Source organism: Antribacter gilvus (assembly GCF_003946865.1).
In the GTDB taxonomy this organism is placed as follows: Bacteria; Actinomycetota; Actinomycetes; order Actinomycetales; family Cellulomonadaceae; genus Antribacter; species Antribacter gilvus.
In genome coordinates this window covers 76834-97091 of the sequence record NZ_QXTH01000001.1, presented here as the reverse complement: position 1 = coordinate 97091, position 20258 = coordinate 76834, and the positions used below count along the sequence as shown (strand labels likewise).

The window sequence follows — 20258 nt, the reverse complement described above, 5'->3', positions numbered from 1 at the left end:
TGGCCCTTACTCTCTCACTAAGCAAAGGATTACCCGCGAAATCCTACTCCCTTGGTTGCGGAGTTGCCGTGAAGACGTGGAGCCTGAAGCGGGCAACTTGTCGTGAACCGGCATGTTCCTGCCACGGAAACCCCGGACCTCGGCCTAGCGGAGAGTGACCTGGCGGGACACGATGCCCGCCCGGGCACGTCGCTCGTTGGCGTCCAGCGGCGCGTCCACGGCGAGCGCCGCGGTGAGCCGCTCGTCCAGCTCCTTGGCGGGCCCCTCGAGCTCGGCGGCCTCGGTGCCCGACGGCAGCTCCCACACGGGGACGAGCAGTCCCGAAGCGCGGAAGGCGCCCACGAAACGGCCGCCGGAGATCCCGGACTCCCGCTTCGCGTGCAGACGGGAGAGCGCGTCGATGAGCTGCTCCTCCGGCTCCGGGCGCGCCCAGCGCAGGAACTCCCGGCTCATGCGGCACCAGTACGCCGACTGCACCGACTCGAGCCGGACGGTGGGGACCGTGCCTGACGCCGCGTCCTCGAGCGAATCCTTCACCTCGGGAGTCACCTCCGTCGAGGGGTCGACCCAGTAGTCGAACCCGTCGTGCACGGTGATCTCGAACGGCACGGACAGGTCGAGCACGTCCTGCAGGCGCGGGCCGTCGCCGGGCAGGGCGCCCGGCTCCACGGCTGTGCCGGGCTCCAGGGAGATGGCCTCCAGCAGCGCCGCTGCGAGGTCCCGGCTCACGTCGCCGGAGCCGACGATGCCCTGCACCGCCAGGAGGATGCTGCCGTCCGTCCGGTGCAGCGCGGTCCAGCCCCCGGGCAGGAGCGTCACGACGGTGACGTCGCGAGAGCCGTGCTCGGCGGTGGTGCGAGCAGTCGCGGTAGCGGAGGGTACGACCTCGCGCATCGCCACCCAGTCGGTCTCCCCTGGCAGCCCCTCGAACGGGCGGAGCACGAAGTCGGACGCGGAGTTCTTGACCATGCGTGGAGTCTATCCGTGCCCAGAGGTTCCCACAGGTCTAGACGGGCAGGTCAGTTCTGCAGCGCGGAGCGCCGCGCCATCACGAGCGAGCCGGTACCACCGACCACCAGCGCGCCGGCGAGACCGGTGAGCGCCATGGCCTCGGAACCGGTGATCGGCATCGCCATCGGGGCGTCGAGGGTCGCAGTCCGGACAGCCTCGGCGTCCGCGGCGATCTGCGCCACGGCCGTGGCGTCGTACCGCGAGGTCGAGGACGACACGAACTGGGCGCCGGAGGCTTCGACAGCCTCGGCGGGCACCGCCTCCGAAGGGGCAGCCTCAGCAGGCGCGGCCGCCTCCGCGGACGTCACAGGCGCTCCGGCGGTCGCCGGCACCGCCGTCACGACAGGAGCCGACGGCGTCGTGGTCGCCGCCGAGCTCTCGAGTGCCGCGGCCCGCGCCGGAGGCGTTGTCGCGGCAGGAGTGGCGGGCTGCGCCTGCGCCTCGTTCCCGCGGTCGCAGTCCTTGTCCTTGAAGCTGGGCACCGAGTAGTCGGCGGGCTGATGGCTCTGCGGCTCGAACGACGGGAGCGCGGCCGTGGCCTGCTGCACCCGGCCGCCGCGCCGCTCGCGGTCCGACCGGTCCCGGTCCGACCGGTCCCGGTCCGACCCGTCGCGCTGGTCAGACCTGTCGTGCTGCTGCGACCTGCCGCCGCCGTGATCCCGGTCGCGGTCGCCACCGTGGCCGAAGCCGTCGGAGTGAGCCATCGCCGGTCCGGCCACCGCCGTGGCGGCGGTCGCGAGGGCGAGGGTCGCGACGACACGTGCGACCTGGGTCTTTCCGGCGCTCTGCGACGGCGGCTTCGTTGCTGCGTGCTTCATGAGCTCTGCTCCAGCGGTTGACCGGGACACCAAACAGTCGGTTGCGCCGACGCTACCGGAGAAGAAACACGAAATAGTGCTTACAGAAGGAAATATCGCCCAGCGCGATCACGATTCGATAACACGGGCCTCTGCCGCGTCCCGCGCGACGGCCTCGGCACCGGCGACGACCTCCGCCTCCGACGCGCGAGCGCGGGCGCGGGCCGCCGCCCGGACCGCGACGATCCGGTCGTGCAGCTGCGCGTGCACCCGCCGCCGGACGTCGTGCGCGACGGCGTCGACGTCGGACTCCTGCGGCCCGGCCTCACCCCGTTCCGCGAGCTCGGCGGTCAGCCGCCCCACGGCCGCCTCGACCTCGGCACGCACCTGCTCCTCGGCCTCGTCCAGCAGCGCGACGACGGCCGCGTCCGCCGCACGGCCGAGCCGGGTGTCCTCGAAGGTGCGGGCCGCGTCGTCGACGATCGCCTGAGCGTGCCCGACGACGTCCCGGGCCACCGTGGGCGCGTGCGCCTTCAGCGTGGCGAGGTCGTAGAGCAGGACGCCCTCGACGTCGGCGACCCGCGGGTCGACGTCGCGGTGCAGCGCGAGGTCGAGGATGACCAGCGGCGGCGGCTCGGGCTCGTCCCCCGCCCGCTGCGCGGCGCGCTCCCGGGCGCGGACCACCGCGGCGGCGTCCAGCACGTGACCGAGGCTCGCCTCCGCGGGAGCGTCCAGGCCGGCCACCAGGCCGATGCGGCCGGGCCGCCCGAGGTGAGCTCCGTCGTCGGCCTCCGCGAGGGGTCCGGGGACGGGCGACGTGGTCCGGGCCGGGCCACGGCCGCGGGCGCCGCTGCAGCTGACCACGAGGTCGGCCTCCGCGAGCGCCGCGACCAGGTCGTCGACGGGCTCGACGCCGTGGGACGCGGCGAAGATCCCGGCGCGGCCGGAGCGTGAGTAGACGCGGATGTCGTCGCAGCCGCGGGCCCGCAGGGCCGCGACCGACGCGCCCGCGTACGAGCCCGTGCCGATCAGGACGGCGCGCGAGGCGCCCCACGGGGGGAGCTGGTCCTCCGCGAGCTCCAGCGCCAGCGCGACGACGGACCGGCCCGCCGCGCCGAGCTCCGTGTCGGTGCCCACCCGCTTGGACGTGCGCGAGGCCGTCTGGAAGAGGAGCTCCAGAGTCTTCGAGGTGGTCTCCTGCTCGCGCGCCATCTCGAGCGCGCGCTTCACCTGGCCCGCGATCTCGCGCTCGCCCACGACCATCGAGTCCAGTCCGGATGCCACGGCGAACAGGTGCTCGGTGACCTCCGGGCCGGAGCGGACGGTGAAGCTGGCGGCCGCCGTGTCGTCGTCCACGCCGGACGCGCCCGCGACGAGCTGGGCGACGTGCCGCGTCGCATGGCGCACGCCGTCGCCGTCGAGGGGGGCCTCCACGTCGAGGTAGAGCTCGAACCGGTTGCACGTGGAGATGATCACGGCGCCCTGGACGGGACCGCACGAGCCCACGACGACGCGGCCCACGGAGGTAGAACCCGTGGACAGGCGCTCGAGCGCATCGAGGTCCAGCTCGCGATGGCTGGCCGTGAGGGAGAGGAGAACCACAGTGCTCCGACTTTATGCGGTCAGGGGTGCAGGGGCAGAATCGGTTAGCGTGAAGTCCACCACGCTCGACACCGCCCATCCGCTCAGCGACGGGCGCACCTCCGCCGCACCTCTCGTGCAGGCCCTGCGGGGTGAACGGCCTGGTCGGACGCCTGTCTGGTTCATGCGCCAGGCCGGCCGCTCCCTCCCCGAGTACCTGGAGGTGCGGCAGGGGGTCACGATGCTCGACTCGTGCCTCCGCCCCCCGCTCGCCGCCGAGATCACCCTCCAGCCCGTCCGCCGGCACCGTGTCGACGCGGCGATCTTCTTCAGCGACATCGTGGTTCCCCTCCGCCTTGCCGGAGTGGGCGTGGACATCGTGCCCGGCGTCGGACCCGTGATGGACCAGCCGTACCGGACTGCCGCCGACGTGGACCGGCTCGTCTCGCGCCCCCTGACGGACGAGGCGCTCGAACCCATCCGCGAGGCCGTCGCCCTGACGGTGACCGGCCTCACCGAGCTCGCCTCGGCGAACGGCGACGAGTGGGTGACGCCGCTCATCGGGTTCGGCGGGGCGCCCTTCACGCTCGCGGCGTACCTGGTGGAGGGGCGCCCGTCGCGCGACCACCTCGCCGCGCGCACCCTCATGCACGCCGACCCGGAGACGTGGCAGCGGCTCGTGGACTGGACCGCCGACCTCACCGGCGCGTTCCTTCGCGCCCAGGTCTCGGCGGGCGCGTCCGCGGTGCAGCTCTTCGACTCCTGGGCCGGCTCCCTGTCTCTCGCCGACTACACGGCGCACGTCGCGGGCGCCTCGACCCGGGCCCTGCGGCACGTCGCGGGCGCCGGCGTGCCCGCGATCCACTTCGGCACCGGTACCGGGCACCTCCTCCCCGCGATGCGGTCCGTCCTGGTCGACGCCGGGATGACCGACCACGCCGTCGGCGTCGACTACCGGACCCCGCTCGACGAGGCCGCCGCACTGCTGCCGGGGGTGCCCCTGCAGGGCAACGTGGACCCGGCACTCCTCGCGGCCCCGTGGCCGGTCCTCGAGGCGCACGTGCGCGACGTGGTGCGCCGCGGGCTCGCCGCCCCCGGGCACGTGGTCAACCTCGGTCACGGCGTGCCGCCCGAGACCGACCCGACGGTGCTGACACGCGTGGTCGAGCTCGTCCACTCGCTGTGACCTCCGTCGACGCCGTCGTCGTCGGCGCGGGGATCGGCGGGCTGGTGGCGGCCCACACCCTCGCGGGGCTGGGTCTCCGCGTGGTGGTCCTGGAGGCGGCCGACCGTCCGGGCGGGCCGGTCCGCGGCGGGTCCTTCCCCTCCCTGCCCGACGTCCCGCTCGATCTCGGCGCGGAGTCGTTCGCCACCCGGGGCGCGGCGGTCGACGCCCTGGCCTCGGAGCTCGGGCTGACCGTCCAGGCTCCGGCACCCGCCCCGGCCTGGGGTTTCGCCGCGGGCCGGGCGTTCCCGCTCCCTGCGGCGGGCGTCCTCGGCATCCCGTCGCGCCCCTGGGCGGCGGACGTCCGCCGCGCCGTCGGCTGGCCGGGCGTCGCCCGCGCAGCCCTCGACCGGGTGCTGCCGCGCCGGTTCGCCGACACATCGAACCTGGGGGCGCTGGCCCGGACCAGGCTCGGGCGCCGGGTGACGGACCGCCTCGTCGGCCCCGTGGCAGCGGGGGTCCACTCGGCTCCGCTGTCGTCGCTCGACGTGGACGCCGTCGCCCCCGGCCTTCTCGACGCCTTCGCCCGCACCGGCTCCCTGACCCGCGCGGTCGCGGAGCTGCGCGCCGCCGCGCCGGCGGGCTCCGCGGTCCGCGGCATCGACGGCGGCCTCCACAGGCTTGTGGACGCGCTGGCCGCCGGCCTGGACGTCCGTGTCGCCACGCGGGTGACGGGCGTGGAGCGCGCGCCCCGCCCGCCGGGGGCCGACGACGGCGCGGGCTGGCTCGTGCGGTGCGCCCGGCCGGACGGCGGGACGGGCGAGGGCACGGACGGCGGGGCGGGCACGAACGTGCTGCGCGCGCCCCGACTGGTGATCGCCACGGCCGGCGTCCCCGGCCTCGCCGAGGTGATCGGCGGGCCCCACGGTTCGGCACATCAGATCGGCACCTTGTCGTCCGATCGGCAGCTCGAAGTGCCGATCCGACGACAGAGTGCCGAAGCCATGTGCGCGGATCCCGGCGCCAGCTGCGGGTGCGCCGTCCCGCAACCCGCCCGCGGCGCCGACATCCGCCTCGTCGCGCTCCTGCTCGACGCCCCCGAGCTCGACGCCGCACCGCGCGGCTCCGGGATGCTCGTGGCCCCGGACGCGGCGCTCGGGCAACCGCCCGTCCGCGCGAAGGCCCTCACCCACGCGACGGCGAAGTGGCCCTGGCTCGCCCGCCGGGTCCGCGAGGCGGCGGGGCACGACGGCGTCCACGTGGTCCGGCTCAGCTACGGCCGGATCGGCGAGCCCACCCCGGAACCGACCGTCGAGCAGGCCACGAGCGACGCGTCGGCGCTCCTCGGCGTGGACCTGCGCGGCCGCGTCCGCGACCACCTCGTCCAGCGGTGGGACGGCTCGCTCCCGCCGCCCACACCCGCGTACCGGGCGCAGGTGCGGTCGTTCGTGGAGGCGGTGTCCGCCACGCAGGGTCTGGCCGTCACCGGCGGCTGGGTGGCGGGCACGGGTCTCGCGGCGATCGTGGCTCACGCGCAGCACGCGGCGGCGGCCGTGGCAGGCCCTGGCCCCGCGACCAGCGCGCCGAGGGTGTGAGGTCCGCCGCAGGGCCGTCTCCTCATTTCGTCCCACCGGGCCGGAAGGGGGACACTGGGTATGTGACCCCGACCCCCGAGTCCGTCAGCATGCCCGGCACCCCGCAGAACACCGCCGAGCAGCGCGCCGAACGCCCGGCGGCGAGCACCCCGCTCCGCCTGGGTACCCGGGCGAGCGCCCTCGCGACGACGCAGAGCGGCCTGGTCGCGCGGCGCCTCGAGGAGCTGACGGGGCGTCCGGTCGAGCTGGTCCACATCCGCACCGAGGGCGACGTGCGGACCGGGTCGCTGGCGACGCTGGGCGGCACCGGCGTCTTCGTCACCGCCCTCCGCGACGCGCTGCTGGACGGCCGCTGCGACGTCGCCGTGCACTCCCTCAAGGACCTGCCGACGGCCCTCGCGCCGGGCCTCACCTACGTCAGCCCCGAGCGGGAGGACCCGCGGGACGTGCTCTGCGCGCGCGACGGTCTGACCCTCGACTCGCTGCCCCTCCGGGCGCGGGTCGGCACGGGCTCGCCGCGGCGCGCCGCGCAGCTCCGGGCGGTCCGCCCGGACCTCGAGGTGGTCGACATCCGCGGCAACGTCGACACGCGTCTCGGCCGGGCCCTCGGCCCGGACGCCGACCTCGACGCGGTGGTCCTCGCGTTCGCCGGCCTCGCCCGGCTCGACCGCACGGACGCGGTCACGGACGTGCTCGAGACCGACGTCGTCTCGCCCGCCCCCGGGCAGGGCGCGCTCGCCGTCGAGGTCCGCACGTCGTCGATCACGTCGGACGACCCCTCGTACGACGAGTCCCTCGCCCTCGCGATCCGGGCGCTCGACCACCGGCCCACGCGGCTCGCGGTCCTCGCGGAGCGCTCCGTCCTCGCCCGCCTCGAGGCCGGCTGCGCCGCGCCCGTGGGCGCCCACGCCGTCGCCGAGAGCGGCGTGCTGACGCTCACCGCCGTGGTGGCCCGTGTGGACGGCACGGAGCAGCTCGTGCACCGCTCGAAGGCCGGCCTCTCGCCCGACGCCGGGCCGGAGGCACTGGACGACGTCGCCCGCAGGCTCGGCGTCCGTGTCGGCGAGGCCCTGCTCCTGGAGGGTGCCGAGCGCCTCGCCCCGCTGCTCCGGGCGCCGGTCCCGGTGGGGGCCCCCGCCAACCACCACCCGACCGGGACCGACGACCCGGAGGGTGCGTGACGACCTCGCGACCCGAGGTGCGACAGGCCTCCGTCCTCGTCGCGCGCACCGAGGACCGTGCGGCCGGGCTCGTCGAGCGGCTCCGCGCCGCAGGCGTCCGGGTCACGTCGGCGCCGGTGATCGAGCGCGCGCCGGTCGAGGACACGAGTCGGCTCCAGGCCGCGCGCGAGCTCCTCGCCGCAGGCTGGTTCGAGTGGGTGGTCATCACGAGCGTGAACGCGGTCGACGCGCTCCTCGGGCGGCCGGTGCCGGTCGAGGCCGACCCGGCCGACGCCGGTCCCGTCGCGCACCCCGACTGGATCCCCGGGGAGACCCGGTGGGCCGCCGTCGGCCCGGCGACGGAGCGGGCGCTCGCCCGGCACGGCCTCCGCGCCGACCTGGTTCCGGAGACCATGACGGCCGCAGGCCTGGCCGAGACCTTCCCACCCGCCCCCGAGGACAGCACCGACGGCGCGCTCCTCGTGTTCGACGGCGTCCCCGAAGCGACCCGCGCCGTCCTGCTTCCCCTCGGCGACCTCGTCGGCGACTCCCTCCCCCGCGCCCTGGCGGCCAAGGGCTGGGAGCCCCACGTGGTCACCGCGTACCGCACGGTCGCGCACGAGCTGCCCGCGGACTTCGTCGGGCAGGCGTACGACCTGGTCGTGGTCGCCTCCGGGTCCGCCGCCCGGCAGGTCGCCGCGCAGCTCGGCCCCGGACGCGCCGTCGTGGCGATCGGGGAGCCGTCGGCCCGCGTCGCCCGCGCGGCGGGTCTCGACGTCGTCGCCACCGCAGCACAGCCCACCGACGAGTCCCTCGCGGACGCCGTCCTCAGCACGCTCGCCGCACGCACCGCCGTCGCCGGCCGCAGCGTCGCCGCACGCACCCCCAGCACCGCACCGACCACGAAGGAGTACCCGTGAGCACCTCGGGCATCGTCTACCGGCCGCGCCGCCTGCGCGCCACCCCGGGCCTGCGCCGCCTGGTGGCGGAGACCCGGCTGCACCCGGCCGACCTGGTGCTGCCGCTGTTCGTCAAGGAGGGCCTCACCGAGCCCGTGCCGATCGCGTCCATGCCGGGCCAGGTGCAGCACACCGAAGAGACGCTCGGCAAGGCCGTCGCCGCCGCGGCCGACGCCGGGATCGGCGGCGTCATGCTGTTCGGCATCCCCGCACGACGCGACGCCACGGGCTCCCAGGGCGACGCGGAGAACGGCATCCTCCAGCGGGCGATCCGCATCGCGCGGCACGCCGTCGCGGACCGCACCGACGGTCGCACACCCGTGATCATGGCCGACACCTGCCTCGACGAGTTCACCGACCACGGCCACTGCGGCGTCCTGGCGAGCGACGGCACCGTCGACAACGACGCGACGCTCGACCGGTACGGCTCCCTGGCCGTGGCGCAGGCGCGGGCAGGCGCGGAGGTCGTGGCGCCGTCGGGCATGATGGACGGCCAGGTCGCGATGATCCGCGACGCGCTCGACGACGCGGGCTACCTCGACGTGAGCATCCTGGCCTACAGCGCAAAGTACGCGAGCGCGTTCTACGGCCCGTTCCGTGAGGCGGTCGACTCAACGCTGAAGGGCGACCGGCGCACGTACCAGATGGACTCCGCGAACAGCCGGGAGGGGCTGCGCGAGGCCGACCTGGACCTCGCCGAGGGCGCCGACATGGTCATGGTGAAGCCTGCCGGGTCGTACCTGGACGTGCTGCGGTCGGTGGCCGACCGGTCGGACGTGCCGGTCGCGGCCTACCAGGTCTCGGGCGAGTACGCCATGATCGAGGCCGCCGCGGCGAACGGCTGGATCGACCGGAAGGGCGCCGTCCTGGAGTCGGTGACGAGCATCAAGCGGGCGGGCGCGGACGTGATCCTCACGTACTGGGCGCTCGAGATCGCGGAGTGGATCAAGTGACGGGGGAGCGCGCAGTGGCCCAGCAGAACGGCATCGAGTCCCAGGGCCTGCGCCGGCCCGCGCCGGAGCCCAACCAGGCGGCGTTCGTCCGCGCGCAGGGCGCGATCCCCGGCGGCGTGAACTCGCCGGTGCGTGCGTACCAGGCGGTGGGTGGCGCGCCGCGCTTCCTCACGTCGGCGCGCGGTCCGTACGTCACGGACGTGGCCGGTCGCGAGTATGTGGACCTGGTCTGCTCCTGGGGCCCCGCCCTGCTGGGTCACGCCCACCCCGAGGTGGTGGCTGCGGTGCAGGAGGCCGCGGCGCGCGGGCTGTCGTTCGGCGCGCCCACGCTGGCCGAGGTCGAGCTGGCCGAGGAGGTCCGACGCCGCGTCCCGGCCGCCGAGCGCGTCCGGCTCGTGTCCACGGGGACCGAGGCCACGATGACCGCCATCCGCCTCGCGCGGGGCGTCACCGGACGGCCGCTCGTCGTGAAGTTCGCCGGCTGCTACCACGGGCACGTGGATTCACTCCTGGCGGAGGCAGGATCCGGCGTCGCGACGCTGGCGATGCCGGGCACGGCGGGCGTGACCGAGGCCTCGGCCGCGGAGACGCTCGTTCTCCCGTACAACGACCTCGCGGCCGTCGAGGCGGCGTTCGCACAGCGCGGGTCGCAGATCGCCGCGGTCATCACGGAGGCCGCGCCCGCCAACATGGGCGTGGTGCCGCCCGCCGAGGGCTTCAACGAGGGCCTGCGCCGCATCACGTCCGCGCACGGCGCGCTGCTGATCCTCGACGAGGTGCTCACCGGCTTCCGGGTGGGCCCGTCGGGCTGGTGGGGGCTGGAGAACACGATCCTCCGCGCCCAGGGCGCCGACGGCTACACGCCCGACATCTTCACCTTCGGCAAGGTCATCGGCGGCGGGATGCCCGTGGCCGCGCTCGGCGGGCCGGCGTGGGTGATGGACCACCTCGCGCCCGTGGGCCCGGTGTACCAGGCGGGCACCCTGTCGGGGAACCCCGTCGCGGTCGCCTCGGGCCTGGCGACGCTCCGGCTGGCCGACGACGCCGCGTACGCCCGCGTCGACGCCGTCGCCGCCACGCTGTCCGACGCCGTGGGCGACGCGCTGTCCGCTGCGGGCGTGGCGCACGTGGTGCAGCGGGCCGGCTCGCTCTTCTCGGTGTTCTTCGGGCCCCTGGCCGCGTCGCGCGGCGTGCGCGACTACGCGCAGGCGCAGGCCCAGGAGTCGTTCCGGTACACCGCGCTCTTCCACTCGATGCTGGAGTCGGGGATCAATCTGCCGCCGTCGGTGTTCGAGGCGTGGTTCGTCTCGGCCGCGCACGACGACGACGCGGTGAACCGCATCCTCGACGCGCTCCCCGGCGCGGCACGGGCGGCGGCCGTGGCGAAGGCGTGACTCTGCCGCCCGTCCCGTGACCCGGGTCACGGCCACGCCCCTTGACTGACTACCCCCTGGGGGTATCGTGGTGAGCATGACCGAGGCGACGCAGGCACATGAGGCGACCCAGGCCGTCGTCGGGCACCCCGACCACGAGGCGCCCGACGCCGCCCACGACCACGACGCACCCCACGGGTACGCCTCCGACAAGGAGGCCTACCTCAAGCGGATGCGCCGCATCGAGGGTCAGGTCCGCGGGATCGCCCGCATGATCGACGAGGACGTCTACTGCATCGACGTCCTCACCCAGGTCTCGGCCGTCACCAAGGCCCTCCAGGCTGTCAGCCTCGCGCTCGTCGAGGACCACCTGGGGCACTGCGTCGTCGACGCGGCCAAGGCGTCCGACGACGCCGGGGCCGCCAAGGTCCGCGAAGCCGCCGAGGCGATCGCCCGCCTCGTCCGGATGTGAACCACACGAAGGGGAACCCCACCATGACCACGATCACCACTCTCGCCGTCGACGGCATGACCTGCGGTCACTGCGTCTCGTCCGTGACCCAGGAGCTGCGCGGCGTCTCCGACGTCCAGGACGTCTCCGTCGAGCTGCACGCCGGCGCCACCTCGCTGGTGCGCGTCGTCTCGGAGCAGCCGCTGCCCGAGACGCCCCTGCGCGAGGCCGTGGACGAGGCCGGCTACTCGGTGGCCTCCGTCGACGTGCTCGAGAACGCCGTCGAGGCCGAGGCCTCCGCCCAGGCCCCGGCCAAGCAGGCGCTGCGCACCCTGCCGATCGTCCAGGCCTGACCCGACCGGCGCCACGCCGGTCCCCCACTCACAGGAAGCCCGTGATGACCGCCTCCACCACGCCCCTCGCCCCCACCGACGGCACCCCGCTCCGCGAGGTCGAGCTCGCCGTGACCGGGATGACGTGCGCGTCGTGCGTGGCGCGGGTGGAACGAAAACTGGGCAAGATCCCGGGCGTCGCCGCGACGGTGAACCTGCCGCTCGAGAGCGCCCACGTGGTGCTCACGGCGGACGTCGACGACGCGAGGCTCCTGGCGGCGGTCGAGGCCGCGGGCTACGGCGCGACGGTCACCCGCTCGCGCAGCACCACGCCCACGTTGTCAGAAGCTCCCCGGCCGATAGACCGGGGAGCTTCTGACAGCTCGGCCGACAGCTCGGCGCTCGGCGCGGAGACCGACGCCCAGCCCGTGACCGATCCCGCCACCGACACCACCCCCGACCGCGGCGCCGACCTCCTGCGCCGCCTGCGCGTCGCGGCGGTCCTCACCGTCCCGGTGCTCGTGCTCTCGATGGTGCCGGGGATCGACTTCGCGGGCCGCGAGTGGCTGATCGCCGCGCTGTCCCTGCCCGTCGTGGGCTGGGCCGCGTGGCCGTTCCACACGGCCGCGGCCCGGGCCGCCCGCCACGGCAGCAGCACCATGGACACGCTCGTCTCGCTGGGCGTCACGGCGGCGACGCTGTGGTCGTTCTGGGTGCTCGTCCAGGACTCGCTGAACCCGGCCATGGGCGGCATGGAGGGCATGGGCCCCGAGCTGTACTTCGAGGTGGGCGCGGTGGTCACCACGTTCCTCCTCGCGGGCCGGTACGCCGAGCACCGCTCGAAGCGCCGCGCGGGCGACGCCCTCCGCGCGCTCCTCTCCCTCGGCGCCAAGGACGCGGAGCGTGTCTCGCTCACCGAGGACGGCACCCCCCTCCGGCTGCCCGACGGCGGATGGGTCACCACCCAGGTCTCCGTCGCCTCCCTGCAGGTCGGGGACGTCTTCACCGTGCGCCCGGGTGCCACGGTCGCGACCGACGGCGTGGTGGTCGAGGGCGCGTCCGCCGTCGACACGTCCCTGGTCACCGGCGAGCCGGTGCCCGTCGACGTCACGGCGGGCGACGCCGTGGTGGGCGGGACGGTGAGCACGTCAGGACACCTGCTGGTCCGCGCCACCCGCGTCGGCGAGGACACGATGCTCGCGCGGATCGGCCGGCTCGTGTCGGCCGCGCAGACGGGCAAGGCCCCCGTGGCGCGGCTCGCCGACCGCATCTCCGCGGTGTTCGTGCCTGTGGTCGTGGTGCTGGCCGTGCTGACGCTCGTCGGCTGGCTGGTCGCCGGAGGCGGGGCCGACGCCGCGTTCACCGCCGCCGTCGCCGTCCTGATCATCGCGTGCCCCTGCGCCCTCGGGCTGGCCACGCCCACGGCGATCCTCGTCGGCACCGGGCGCGGGGCGCAGCTCGGCATCCTGATCCGCGGACCGGAGGTCCTGGAGAGCACGCGGCGCATCGACACCGTGGTGCTCGACAAGACCGGCACCGTCACCGAGGGCCGCATGGCCCTGGAGTCGGTGGTCGCGGCCCACGGTGTCGACGACGCCGAGGCCCTGCGCTACGCCGGCGCCGTCGAGGCGCTCAGCGAGCACCCGATCGCCCAGGCGATCGCGGCCACGGCGCGCGCCGCCAACGGCACCACCGAGCAGGCCGAGGACACCTCCGGCCACGGGCTCGAGGTCTCCGGCTTCGTCGCCACCCCCGGTGGCGGCGTCGAGGGCCTGGTCCGGCGGTCGCACGCCGGGCTCGCCCCCGACGGCGCACCGAACACGCGCCGCGTCCTCGTGGGCCGCCTGGACTGGCTCGCCGGGCGCGAGGTGACGGTGCCGGAGGAGGTGCGGGCCGCCGTCGGACAGGCTGAGGCGAGCGGCGCCACTGCCGTGACCGTCGCCTGGGACGGGACCGCACGCGGGGTCCTCACGCTGCGCGACCCGGCCAAGGCCACGTCACCCCAGGCGATCGCCGAGCTGAAGGCCCTCGGCCTGCGTCCGTACCTGCTGACCGGCGACTCCGAGGGCGCCGCCCGCGAGGCGGCCAAGGCCGTGGGCATCGCGGAGGACGACGTCCTCGCCCGCGTCCTGCCCGAGGAGAAGGCCGCGCGCATCGCCGAGCTGCAGCGCGAGGGCCGTACGGTCGCGATGGTCGGCGACGGCGTCAACGACGCCGCCGCCCTCGCCACCGCCGACCTGGGCCTTGCGATGGGCACCGGGACCGACGTGGCGATCGAGGCCAGCGACATCACGCTCGTGCGGGGCGACCTGCGGGCGGCGGCGTCGGCGGTCCGGCTGTCGCGGACCACCCTCCGGATCATCAAGCAGAACCTGTTCTGGGCGTTCGCCTACAACGTGGCGGCGATCCCGCTCGCGGCGTCGGGCCTGCTCAGCCCCATGATCGCCGGGGCCGCCATGGCGGCGAGCTCGGTGCTGGTGGTGGGCAACTCGCTGCGCCTGCGCCGCGCGGGCTGACCCCCGCACCCGCCGCCCCGGAACGCCGAGGTAGTCACCTCGTCCGACCAGGTGACTACCTCGGCGAGCAAAGGTCTACCGGAAGCGCCGGCCCTCGTCCCTCCGGTAGCCCCACACGGCGAGGGCAGCGAACACCACCGTCCACCCGGCGAGCACCGGCAGCGACGACCCGGGCGCGTCCAGCCCGGTCACGGCCGAGACGAGCAGGTCGCGCCCGGCCCGCGTGGGCGTCGCCAGGGAGATCCCGTCGAGCCAGGACGGGAACAGCTGGGGCGGCAGGAACAGCCCGCCGGCGAACGCGAGCGGGAACAGGATGACCTGCACGACGGGCAGCGCCGCCTTGGCCGACATCGAGTGCCCGATCCCCATGCCCAGCAGCACGAACGGCACCCCGACCCCGACGATCGTCAGGACCCCGGCGACCAGCTGCCCGGGCGTCACGGTCGCCGCAGTGAACAGCCAACCGATCAGGATCAGGGGCAGCACGCCGAACAGCGAGAAGATCGCGCCGTTGAGCACGCGGCCCACCATGCGAGGCCCCGGCCCGGCGGGCAGCGAGCGCACGAACGGGTCGAACGGGAGCTGCCGGTCCTCGGCGACGCCCAGGCCGTAGGTGAACAGGCTCGCCGAGCACACGGCGAAGAGGCCGAGTGACGCGACGGCCGTGGTGGCGAACACCGGGTTCCCCGCGACGGACTCCTGCGGCACCACGAAGAAGAACATCGACATCGCGGGGAACAGCAGGTTGCCCAGCACCGCGATGGGCACCCGGACGGTCTCGAGGAACTGGTACCGCAGGTGCAGCCAGGACAGCGCCCAGAAGGGCCGCAGCCGCGTGGTGTCCGACGTCGGACGGGTCACCTGAGTGCTCATCGTGCCTCTCCCCTGCTCGCCTCGACCAGCTTGTCCGTCGGCGCCACCAGCTCGGCGAACGCCTCCTCCAGCGTGGCCCCGCGGATCTCCAGGTCGGAGAACGCGGTCCCCGAGCGGACCAGCTCGCGTACGAGCTCGTCGGAGTCGGCGGTCCAGAGCACCTGCCGGTCACCGGCCTCCCGCTCGGAGCGGGCGACGCCCGCCAGCCCGCCCAGGTCGTCCGTGCTCGACACGACGATCCGCCGCACCGACACGCGCCGGAGCACCGCGTCGAGGGTGTCGTCGGTGAGGACACGCCCGTGGTCGATCACGACGACACGCTCCGCGAGCGCCTGCACCTCCTCCAGGTAGTGGGAGGTGAGGAGGACGGTGCCGCCGTCGGCGTGGTAGTCGCGGATGGCGTCCCACAGGGCTGCGCGACCCGACACGTCGAGGCCGGTCGTGGGCTCGTCGAGGAGCACGACGCCCGGCCGGCCCACGAGCGACAGGGCCACGGCGAGGCGCCGCTTCTGGCCGCCGGAGAGCGACCCGGTCTGCCTGCGGGCGAGGTCCAGGAGCCCGAACCGCTCCAGCAGCTCGCCCGTGGGGAGCGGCGTGGGGTAGTGCTGGGCCACGAAGTCGACCACCTCGTGCACCCGCAGCGTCGCGGGCAGCCCGGTCTCCTGCGGCGTGATGCCGAGGGAGACCCGGGACGCGGGGTCGCGGGGGTCACCGCCGAGCAGGCGGACCGTCCCGGAGTCCGGCTTGCGCTGGCCGCTGACCAGCGACAGGAGCGTGGACTTACCGGCGCCGTTGGGCCCGAGCATCCCGACGAGCTCGCCGGGTCCCACGGCGAGCGACACGTCGTCGAGCGCCAGCACCTCTCCGAAGCGCCGCGTCACCCGCGACACCTCCACCACGTCATTCATGCCCGGCTCCCTTCAGGAGGTTCGTCAGCGCTGTCTGGTACTCCGCGAACGCGGCGCGTCCACGGTCGGTCAGGGCGAGGTAGGTCGCGGGGACCCGGCCCTCGTGGGTCTTGGTGACGCGCACGTACCCGGCGTCCTCGAGCTTGCGGAGGTGGGTGGACAGGTTCCCGGCGGTCATGTCGAGCAGCTTGCGCAGCCGGGGGAACGCCACCTCGTCCCCCCGGGCGAGCGCCGCGAGGGTGGCGACCACCCGCAGCCGGGCGGGCGCGTGGATGACGGGGTCGAGGTCCTCAGTCACTCGACCCTCCGCCCGTGGCGGGCGGGCTGGTGGCGGGCGGGCCCGCGGGGGCGAGCCCCCGGCGTCGGGCGCGGATGACCTGCTCCACCACCACCATGACGAGGAACCCGCCGCCCCCGGCCAGGGCCATGACGAGGTAGGTGTGCGGCATGCCGGCGAACGCCGCCACCGCGGCCGTGACCAGCATCCAGGCGCCGACGGCGTACATCCGGATCTCGCCGAACAGCAGGCCGCCCGCGATGTACATGAGGCCCACGATGAGGCACGCGAAGCCGTTCGCGGCCGTGGCGACGACCTCCCACGACGCACCGGCTCTGAACATGGCCCCGAGCACCATGCCGTAGACGGTGAAGCCCAGGAACCAGGTCCACCCGTACATCGCTCCGACCCGGGCGCTGGCGCCGCGCACGCCGGAGGCCCGGGTGGTGCTGTGCACGATCGTGAGGGCGGTCGCGCCCACGATGGTGCCCGCCAGCACGAAGCCCGCCCAGGGCTCGGGTGCCCCCGTCTCGCGGGCGGAGGTCCACATGGCCAGGTAGCCGACGAGCCAGGCGAGGCCCCAGGCGCCGAACATGACGCGGCCGTCGGGCTCCGTGGCCTCGCGGGCCCGGTCGGTCTGCTCGCGGATCACGCGGAGCGAGTCGGCGGGGTCGAACGCGTCGTCCGACGACGTGCCGTGGTCGTCCATGAGGTTCGCCTCTCGAAGTGGTTTGTACTGCAAACCAGTCTGCACCACCGCGAGGCAGTCCCGCAAGACCCGTTCAGGCGGCGGTGCTATAACCGGCGGATGGCCAGTACCGAGACCGAGACGACCTGGCGGCCCCCGGCCGAGAGCCGGCGGCGGGTCGGCGCCGAGATCTGGATCGTCCTCGGGCTGAGCCTGGGGAAGTCCGCCGTGTACGCGATCGTCAACATCGTCGCGAGGCTGTCCGCGCCCACGCCGCTCGCCGAGCAGTCCGCGACGCTCAACGCGAGCCAGTCGGAGCGGCCCTGGCTCGACCTCACCTACCAGCTCCTGAGCATCGGCTTCGCCCTCGTCCCGGTCGCCCTCGCGCTGTACCTGCTCAGCGCACGGGGCCGCGGCACGCTCGCCAGGATCGGGCTCGACCGGGCCCGGCCGCTCCGCGACACCGCCTGGGGCTTCGCGCTCGCAGCCGCGATCGGTATCCCGGGGCTCGGCTTCTACTTCCTGGGCCGGGCGCTGGGGATCACCGTCGAGGTCCAGGCGAGCGCCCTCGACCAGCACTGGTGGACCATCCCCGTCCTCCTCTTCAGCGCGCTGCAGAACGGCCTCCTCGAGGAGGTCGTCGCGGTGGCCTACCTCTACGAGCGCACGCGTGACCTCGGGTGGGACAGGGTGCGGTTCGTGGTCGCCAGCTCGCTCCTGCGCGGGTCGTACCACCTCTACCAGGGCATCGGCCCGTTCGTCGGCAACGTGGTGATGGGCGTGCTCTTCTCGTGGTTCTACACGTCCCGGTGGGGGCGCCGCCGCACGCTGCCCCTGGTCGTGGCCCATACCCTGCTCGATGTAGTGGCTTTCGTGGGGTATGCCCTGCTGCCCGTCGCCTGGCGGGCTCTCCTCTGAGTCGGGGGCGGCTCGAAACGTACCCTGAGGTTCATCCGGCGTGCCTTTTTCTTGGGGCTCTGCCGACGATGCGCCCCTAGACTCGCGACTATGTCCGACACGCGCACCGACCAGGCGGACCCCGCCGGTTCCGGTGCCCACGGGGCCGGCGATCCCGCACGTCAGGGGCACGCCGCCGAGTCGCGCGCGAAGATCCTGGCCGCTCCGCAGGCCCTCACCACCGAACCTCCGGCCATGGCGGACCTCCACCTCGTGCGCGTCGTCGACACCCCCGAGCAGCGCGTGCGGCACCCGCGCGACCTCGTCGGGATGATCCTGTGCGCGGTCGCCGCGGCCCTCGTGCTCGTGCTCTCGGTCGTGGCGCACGGCACCACCGAGGGGGTCACCGAGGACGTCCGCGGCTTCAACGACCTGCTCGCGCAGCTGCTGTTCATCCCGGTGGCCGTGCTCCAGGGCATCGTCACGCTGTTCGCGCCGGTCGCCGTGCTGGTCGAGCTGGGCGTGCGACGCCTCGGCCGGCAGGTGGTCGAGTCCATCGTCGCCGGGATGCTCGGCCTGGTGGTCGGGATCGTCGCCTCGCTCCTGATCGTGTCGGTGGGCAGCCCCGAGCTCGTGCGGGCCATGTCGGTCTGGGAGGTGGGGTCGGGGTACGTCCTGGCGGTCCCCCAGTACGCCGCCGGCCTCGCGGCCCTGCTGACCGTGGCCGGGCCCGCGACCCGCCGTCGGACCGTGCGCTGGTCGTGGAACCTCATGTTCGTGGCGCTCGGCGTCGTGCTCGTCACCGGTCAGGTGTCCCTGCCCGGCGTCCTGATGGCGCTCCTCCTCGGCCGGCTCGCGGGCCAGTCGGTGCAGTACGTCTCGGGCGTGCGGAGCGAGCGCGCCTACGGGTCGGAGCTCGTCGGCGCGGTGCGGCGGGCGGGGTTCCACCCGGACCACCTCGTGCGCGTCCACGACCTGTCCGACGACGCCCCGCCCGTCCCCGACGTCGACGACCCGGCCGCCCTCGCCCTCGCCCGGGCCGGCGACAACCGCGTCTACGCGCTGTTCACGGAGGACGGCGAGCGCCGCGACGTCGTGGTGCTCGACGGCGACCGGCAGGTCGTCGGCTTCCTCACCCGGCTGTGGCGGTCGCTGCGGCTGCGCGGGATCGAGGGCCGGGCGGCCATCTCGCTCAAGGCGGTCGCGGAACGCACCGCCCTGCTCACGTACGCGGCCACGGCGGCGGGGGTGCGAACCCCCCGCCTCCTGGGGCTGGGCGAGGGCGGCGACTCCGTGGCGCTCGTGCTCGAGCACGCCTGCGGCGCGGTGTCGTTGCGCGACCTGCCCGAGGACGAGATCACCGACGACGTCCTCGCCGAGGCGTGGGAGCAGCTGCGCCGCGCCCATGCTGCGGGCCTGACGCACCGGGCGCTCACCCAGGACGTCCTGCTGGTGCACCGCGACGACGCCGGCCGCCCCCACGTCTGGCTGACCGGCTGGGAGCAGGGGGACATCGCGTCCACACCGCTCTCGCGCCGGCTCGACCTGGTGCAGATGCTCGCGCTCCTCGCCGTCCACGTGGGCGGCCGCCGCGCCGTCGCGTCCGCCGCACGCGCCGTGCCCGACGACGACATCGCCGCCATCGGCCCACTGCTCCAGTCCATCGCGCTGCCGCGGGCCACCCGGGAGGCCGTGCGGCGCCGAACGGGCCTGCTGTCCGACCTGCGGGAGGCCCTCGTCGAGCGGCTCCCCGAGGCCGACGTGCAGCCGCAGCGGATCACACGGTTCGGCGCCCGGACGGTGATCATGGTGACGCTGACGATCGTCGTCGTCGCCGTGGTGGTGGGCACCATCAACTTCGAGGACATCGCCGCATCCGTGCAGCGGGCCAACCCCTGGTGGGCGGCCGTGGCTTTCGCCCTGGCGATCCTCACCTGGTTCGGGGCCGCGCTCACCCTGGTGGCGTTCTCCCCGGTGAAGCTGCCGATGTTCCAGGCGACCCTCACCCAGATGGCCGGGTCGTTCGTCGCCCTCGCCGCACCGGCGGGCATCGGCCCTGCGGCCCTCAACCTCCGCATGCTCACGCAGCGCGGCGTCTCGATGCCCATGGCCGTGGCGACGGTGGCGCTGGTCCAGGTGTCGCAGTTCGTCGTCACCGTGGTGCTGCTCGTCCTGCTGAGCGTCTTCACCGGCTCGGGGGCGCTGGTGGAGCTGCCGTCGCCCGCCGTGCTGTTCGCGCTGGGCGGCGTCGCGCTCGGCGTCGTGGCCACCCTGCTGGTCCCCGCGGTGCGCCGCTGGGCGATCTCCTTCATCGGGCCACGCGTGAAGCAGGTGTGGCCGCGACTGGCCCAGATGCTCGGCCACCCCGGGCGCCTCGCCCTGGGCGTGGCGGGCAACCTCGTGATGACGGTCGGCTACATCATGGCGTTCGCGGCGTGCCTGGCGGCGTTCGGGCACTCGCTCGCGCTGATCGACGTGGCGCTCGTGAATCTCATCGGCAACGCCCTCGGCGCGCTGGTGCCCACGCCCGGCGGCCTCGGCGGCGTGGAGGGCGCCCTCACCGCAGGTCTCGCGGCGGCGGGTCTGCCGTACACCATCGCCCTCTCCGCGACGCTGCTCTACCGCGTGGTCACCTACTGGGGCCGCATCCCGATCGGGTGGGTCGCGATGCGGTGGCTGGAGCGCAAGGGGCATCTCTGACGCGCCGGGCGCCGGGCGTCGC

At 74.6% G+C, this 20258-nt stretch carries 18 protein-coding genes; 11 read left to right on the top strand and 7 right to left on the bottom strand.

Features of this window, described 5'->3' with window-relative positions; genetic code table 11:
* Positions 1 to 144: 144 nt before the first annotated feature.
* The 3 genes from D1350_RS00405 to D1350_RS00395 form a co-directional block, all read right to left on the bottom strand.
* Positions 145 to 969: a DUF5926 family protein gene (locus D1350_RS00405; RefSeq protein WP_125772787.1), complete on the bottom strand. Its 825-nt coding sequence runs from the start codon at positions 967 to 969 to the stop codon at positions 145 to 147.
* 50 nt (positions 970 to 1019) lie between these two features.
* Complete coding sequence (locus D1350_RS00400) at positions 1020 to 1829, bottom strand: hypothetical protein (protein ID WP_125772785.1); 810 nt, start codon at positions 1827 to 1829, stop codon at positions 1020 to 1022.
* Positions 1830 to 1937: 108 nt separating this feature from the next.
* Positions 1938 to 3410, bottom strand: coding sequence for a glutamyl-tRNA reductase (locus tag D1350_RS00395; RefSeq protein ID WP_125772783.1), 1473 nt, complete (start codon positions 3408 to 3410; stop codon positions 1938 to 1940).
* A gap of 49 nt (positions 3411 to 3459) precedes the next feature.
* On the opposite strand from D1350_RS00395, the gene hemE reads away from it, so the two are divergent.
* The 9 genes from hemE to D1350_RS00350 all read left to right on the top strand — a co-directional run bounded on the left by hemE (position 3460) and on the right by D1350_RS00350 (position 13893).
* The gene (hemE, locus tag D1350_RS00390; protein ID WP_125772781.1) at positions 3460 to 4575 is read left to right on the top strand and encodes a uroporphyrinogen decarboxylase; all 1116 of its coding nucleotides are present in this window, start codon (positions 3460 to 3462) and stop codon (positions 4573 to 4575) included.
* Positions 4572 to 6149, top strand: coding sequence for a protoporphyrinogen/coproporphyrinogen oxidase (locus tag D1350_RS00385; RefSeq protein ID WP_125772779.1), 1578 nt, complete (start codon positions 4572 to 4574; stop codon positions 6147 to 6149). The genes hemE and D1350_RS00385 overlap by 4 nt, the downstream gene beginning before the upstream one ends.
* 62 nt (positions 6150 to 6211) lie before the next feature.
* Positions 6212 to 7330 (top strand): hydroxymethylbilane synthase, encoded by a 1119-nt coding sequence (hemC, locus tag D1350_RS00380; protein ID WP_420807785.1) that lies wholly within the window; start codon positions 6212 to 6214, stop codon positions 7328 to 7330.
* Entirely contained in the window at positions 7327 to 8229 is a 903-nt protein-coding gene (locus D1350_RS00375; protein WP_125772777.1) for a uroporphyrinogen-III synthase, read from the top strand. The genes hemC and D1350_RS00375 overlap by 4 nt, the downstream gene beginning before the upstream one ends.
* Positions 8226 to 9221: a porphobilinogen synthase gene (hemB, locus tag D1350_RS00370; RefSeq protein WP_125772775.1), complete on the top strand. Its 996-nt coding sequence runs from the start codon at positions 8226 to 8228 to the stop codon at positions 9219 to 9221. Before D1350_RS00375 ends, hemB begins: the two co-directional genes overlap by 4 nt.
* 14 nt (positions 9222 to 9235) lie before the next feature.
* The gene (gene hemL, locus D1350_RS00365; RefSeq protein ID WP_125772773.1) at positions 9236 to 10615 is read left to right on the top strand and encodes a glutamate-1-semialdehyde 2,1-aminomutase; all 1380 of its coding nucleotides are present in this window, start codon (positions 9236 to 9238) and stop codon (positions 10613 to 10615) included.
* 76 nt (positions 10616 to 10691) lie between these two features.
* Complete coding sequence (locus D1350_RS00360) at positions 10692 to 11066, top strand: metal-sensitive transcriptional regulator (protein ID WP_125772771.1); 375 nt, start codon at positions 10692 to 10694, stop codon at positions 11064 to 11066.
* Between the two features lie 23 nt (positions 11067 to 11089).
* Complete coding sequence (locus D1350_RS00355) at positions 11090 to 11398, top strand: heavy-metal-associated domain-containing protein (RefSeq protein ID WP_125772769.1); 309 nt, start codon at positions 11090 to 11092, stop codon at positions 11396 to 11398.
* 44 nt (positions 11399 to 11442) lie between these two features.
* Positions 11443 to 13893 carry a heavy metal translocating P-type ATPase gene (locus tag D1350_RS00350; protein ID WP_125772767.1) on the top strand — a complete coding sequence of 817 codons (2451 nt, stop codon included), beginning with the start codon at positions 11443 to 11445 and terminating at the stop codon, positions 13891 to 13893.
* Between the two features lie 75 nt (positions 13894 to 13968).
* On the opposite strand, the gene D1350_RS00345 is transcribed toward D1350_RS00350, so the two are convergent.
* From D1350_RS00345 to D1350_RS00330, 4 genes are read right to left on the bottom strand one after another with little or no spacing between them, the layout of a single operon-like run.
* Positions 13969 to 14766 (bottom strand): ABC transporter permease, encoded by a 798-nt coding sequence (locus D1350_RS00345; RefSeq protein WP_125772765.1) that lies wholly within the window; start codon positions 14764 to 14766, stop codon positions 13969 to 13971.
* The gene (locus tag D1350_RS00340; RefSeq protein ID WP_125772763.1) at positions 14763 to 15674 is read right to left on the bottom strand and encodes an ABC transporter ATP-binding protein; all 912 of its coding nucleotides are present in this window, start codon (positions 15672 to 15674) and stop codon (positions 14763 to 14765) included. Before D1350_RS00340 ends, D1350_RS00345 begins: the two co-directional genes overlap by 4 nt.
* Positions 15667 to 15972: a transcriptional regulator gene (locus D1350_RS00335; protein WP_125772761.1), complete on the bottom strand. Its 306-nt coding sequence runs from the start codon at positions 15970 to 15972 to the stop codon at positions 15667 to 15669. The genes D1350_RS00340 and D1350_RS00335 overlap by 8 nt, the downstream gene beginning before the upstream one ends.
* Positions 15965 to 16660 (bottom strand): hypothetical protein, encoded by a 696-nt coding sequence (locus D1350_RS00330; RefSeq protein ID WP_125772759.1) that lies wholly within the window; start codon positions 16658 to 16660, stop codon positions 15965 to 15967. Before D1350_RS00330 ends, D1350_RS00335 begins: the two co-directional genes overlap by 8 nt.
* A gap of 99 nt (positions 16661 to 16759) precedes the next feature.
* On the opposite strand from D1350_RS00330, the gene D1350_RS00325 reads away from it, so the two are divergent.
* Positions 16760 to 17557 (top strand): CPBP family intramembrane glutamic endopeptidase, encoded by a 798-nt coding sequence (locus D1350_RS00325; protein WP_125772757.1) that lies wholly within the window; start codon positions 16760 to 16762, stop codon positions 17555 to 17557.
* 90 nt (positions 17558 to 17647) lie between these two features.
* A complete protein-coding gene (locus tag D1350_RS00320) occupies positions 17648 to 20236 on the top strand; it encodes a lysylphosphatidylglycerol synthase transmembrane domain-containing protein (protein WP_240643789.1) in 2589 nt (862 codons plus the stop codon).
* Positions 20237 to 20258 lie beyond the last annotated feature (22 nt).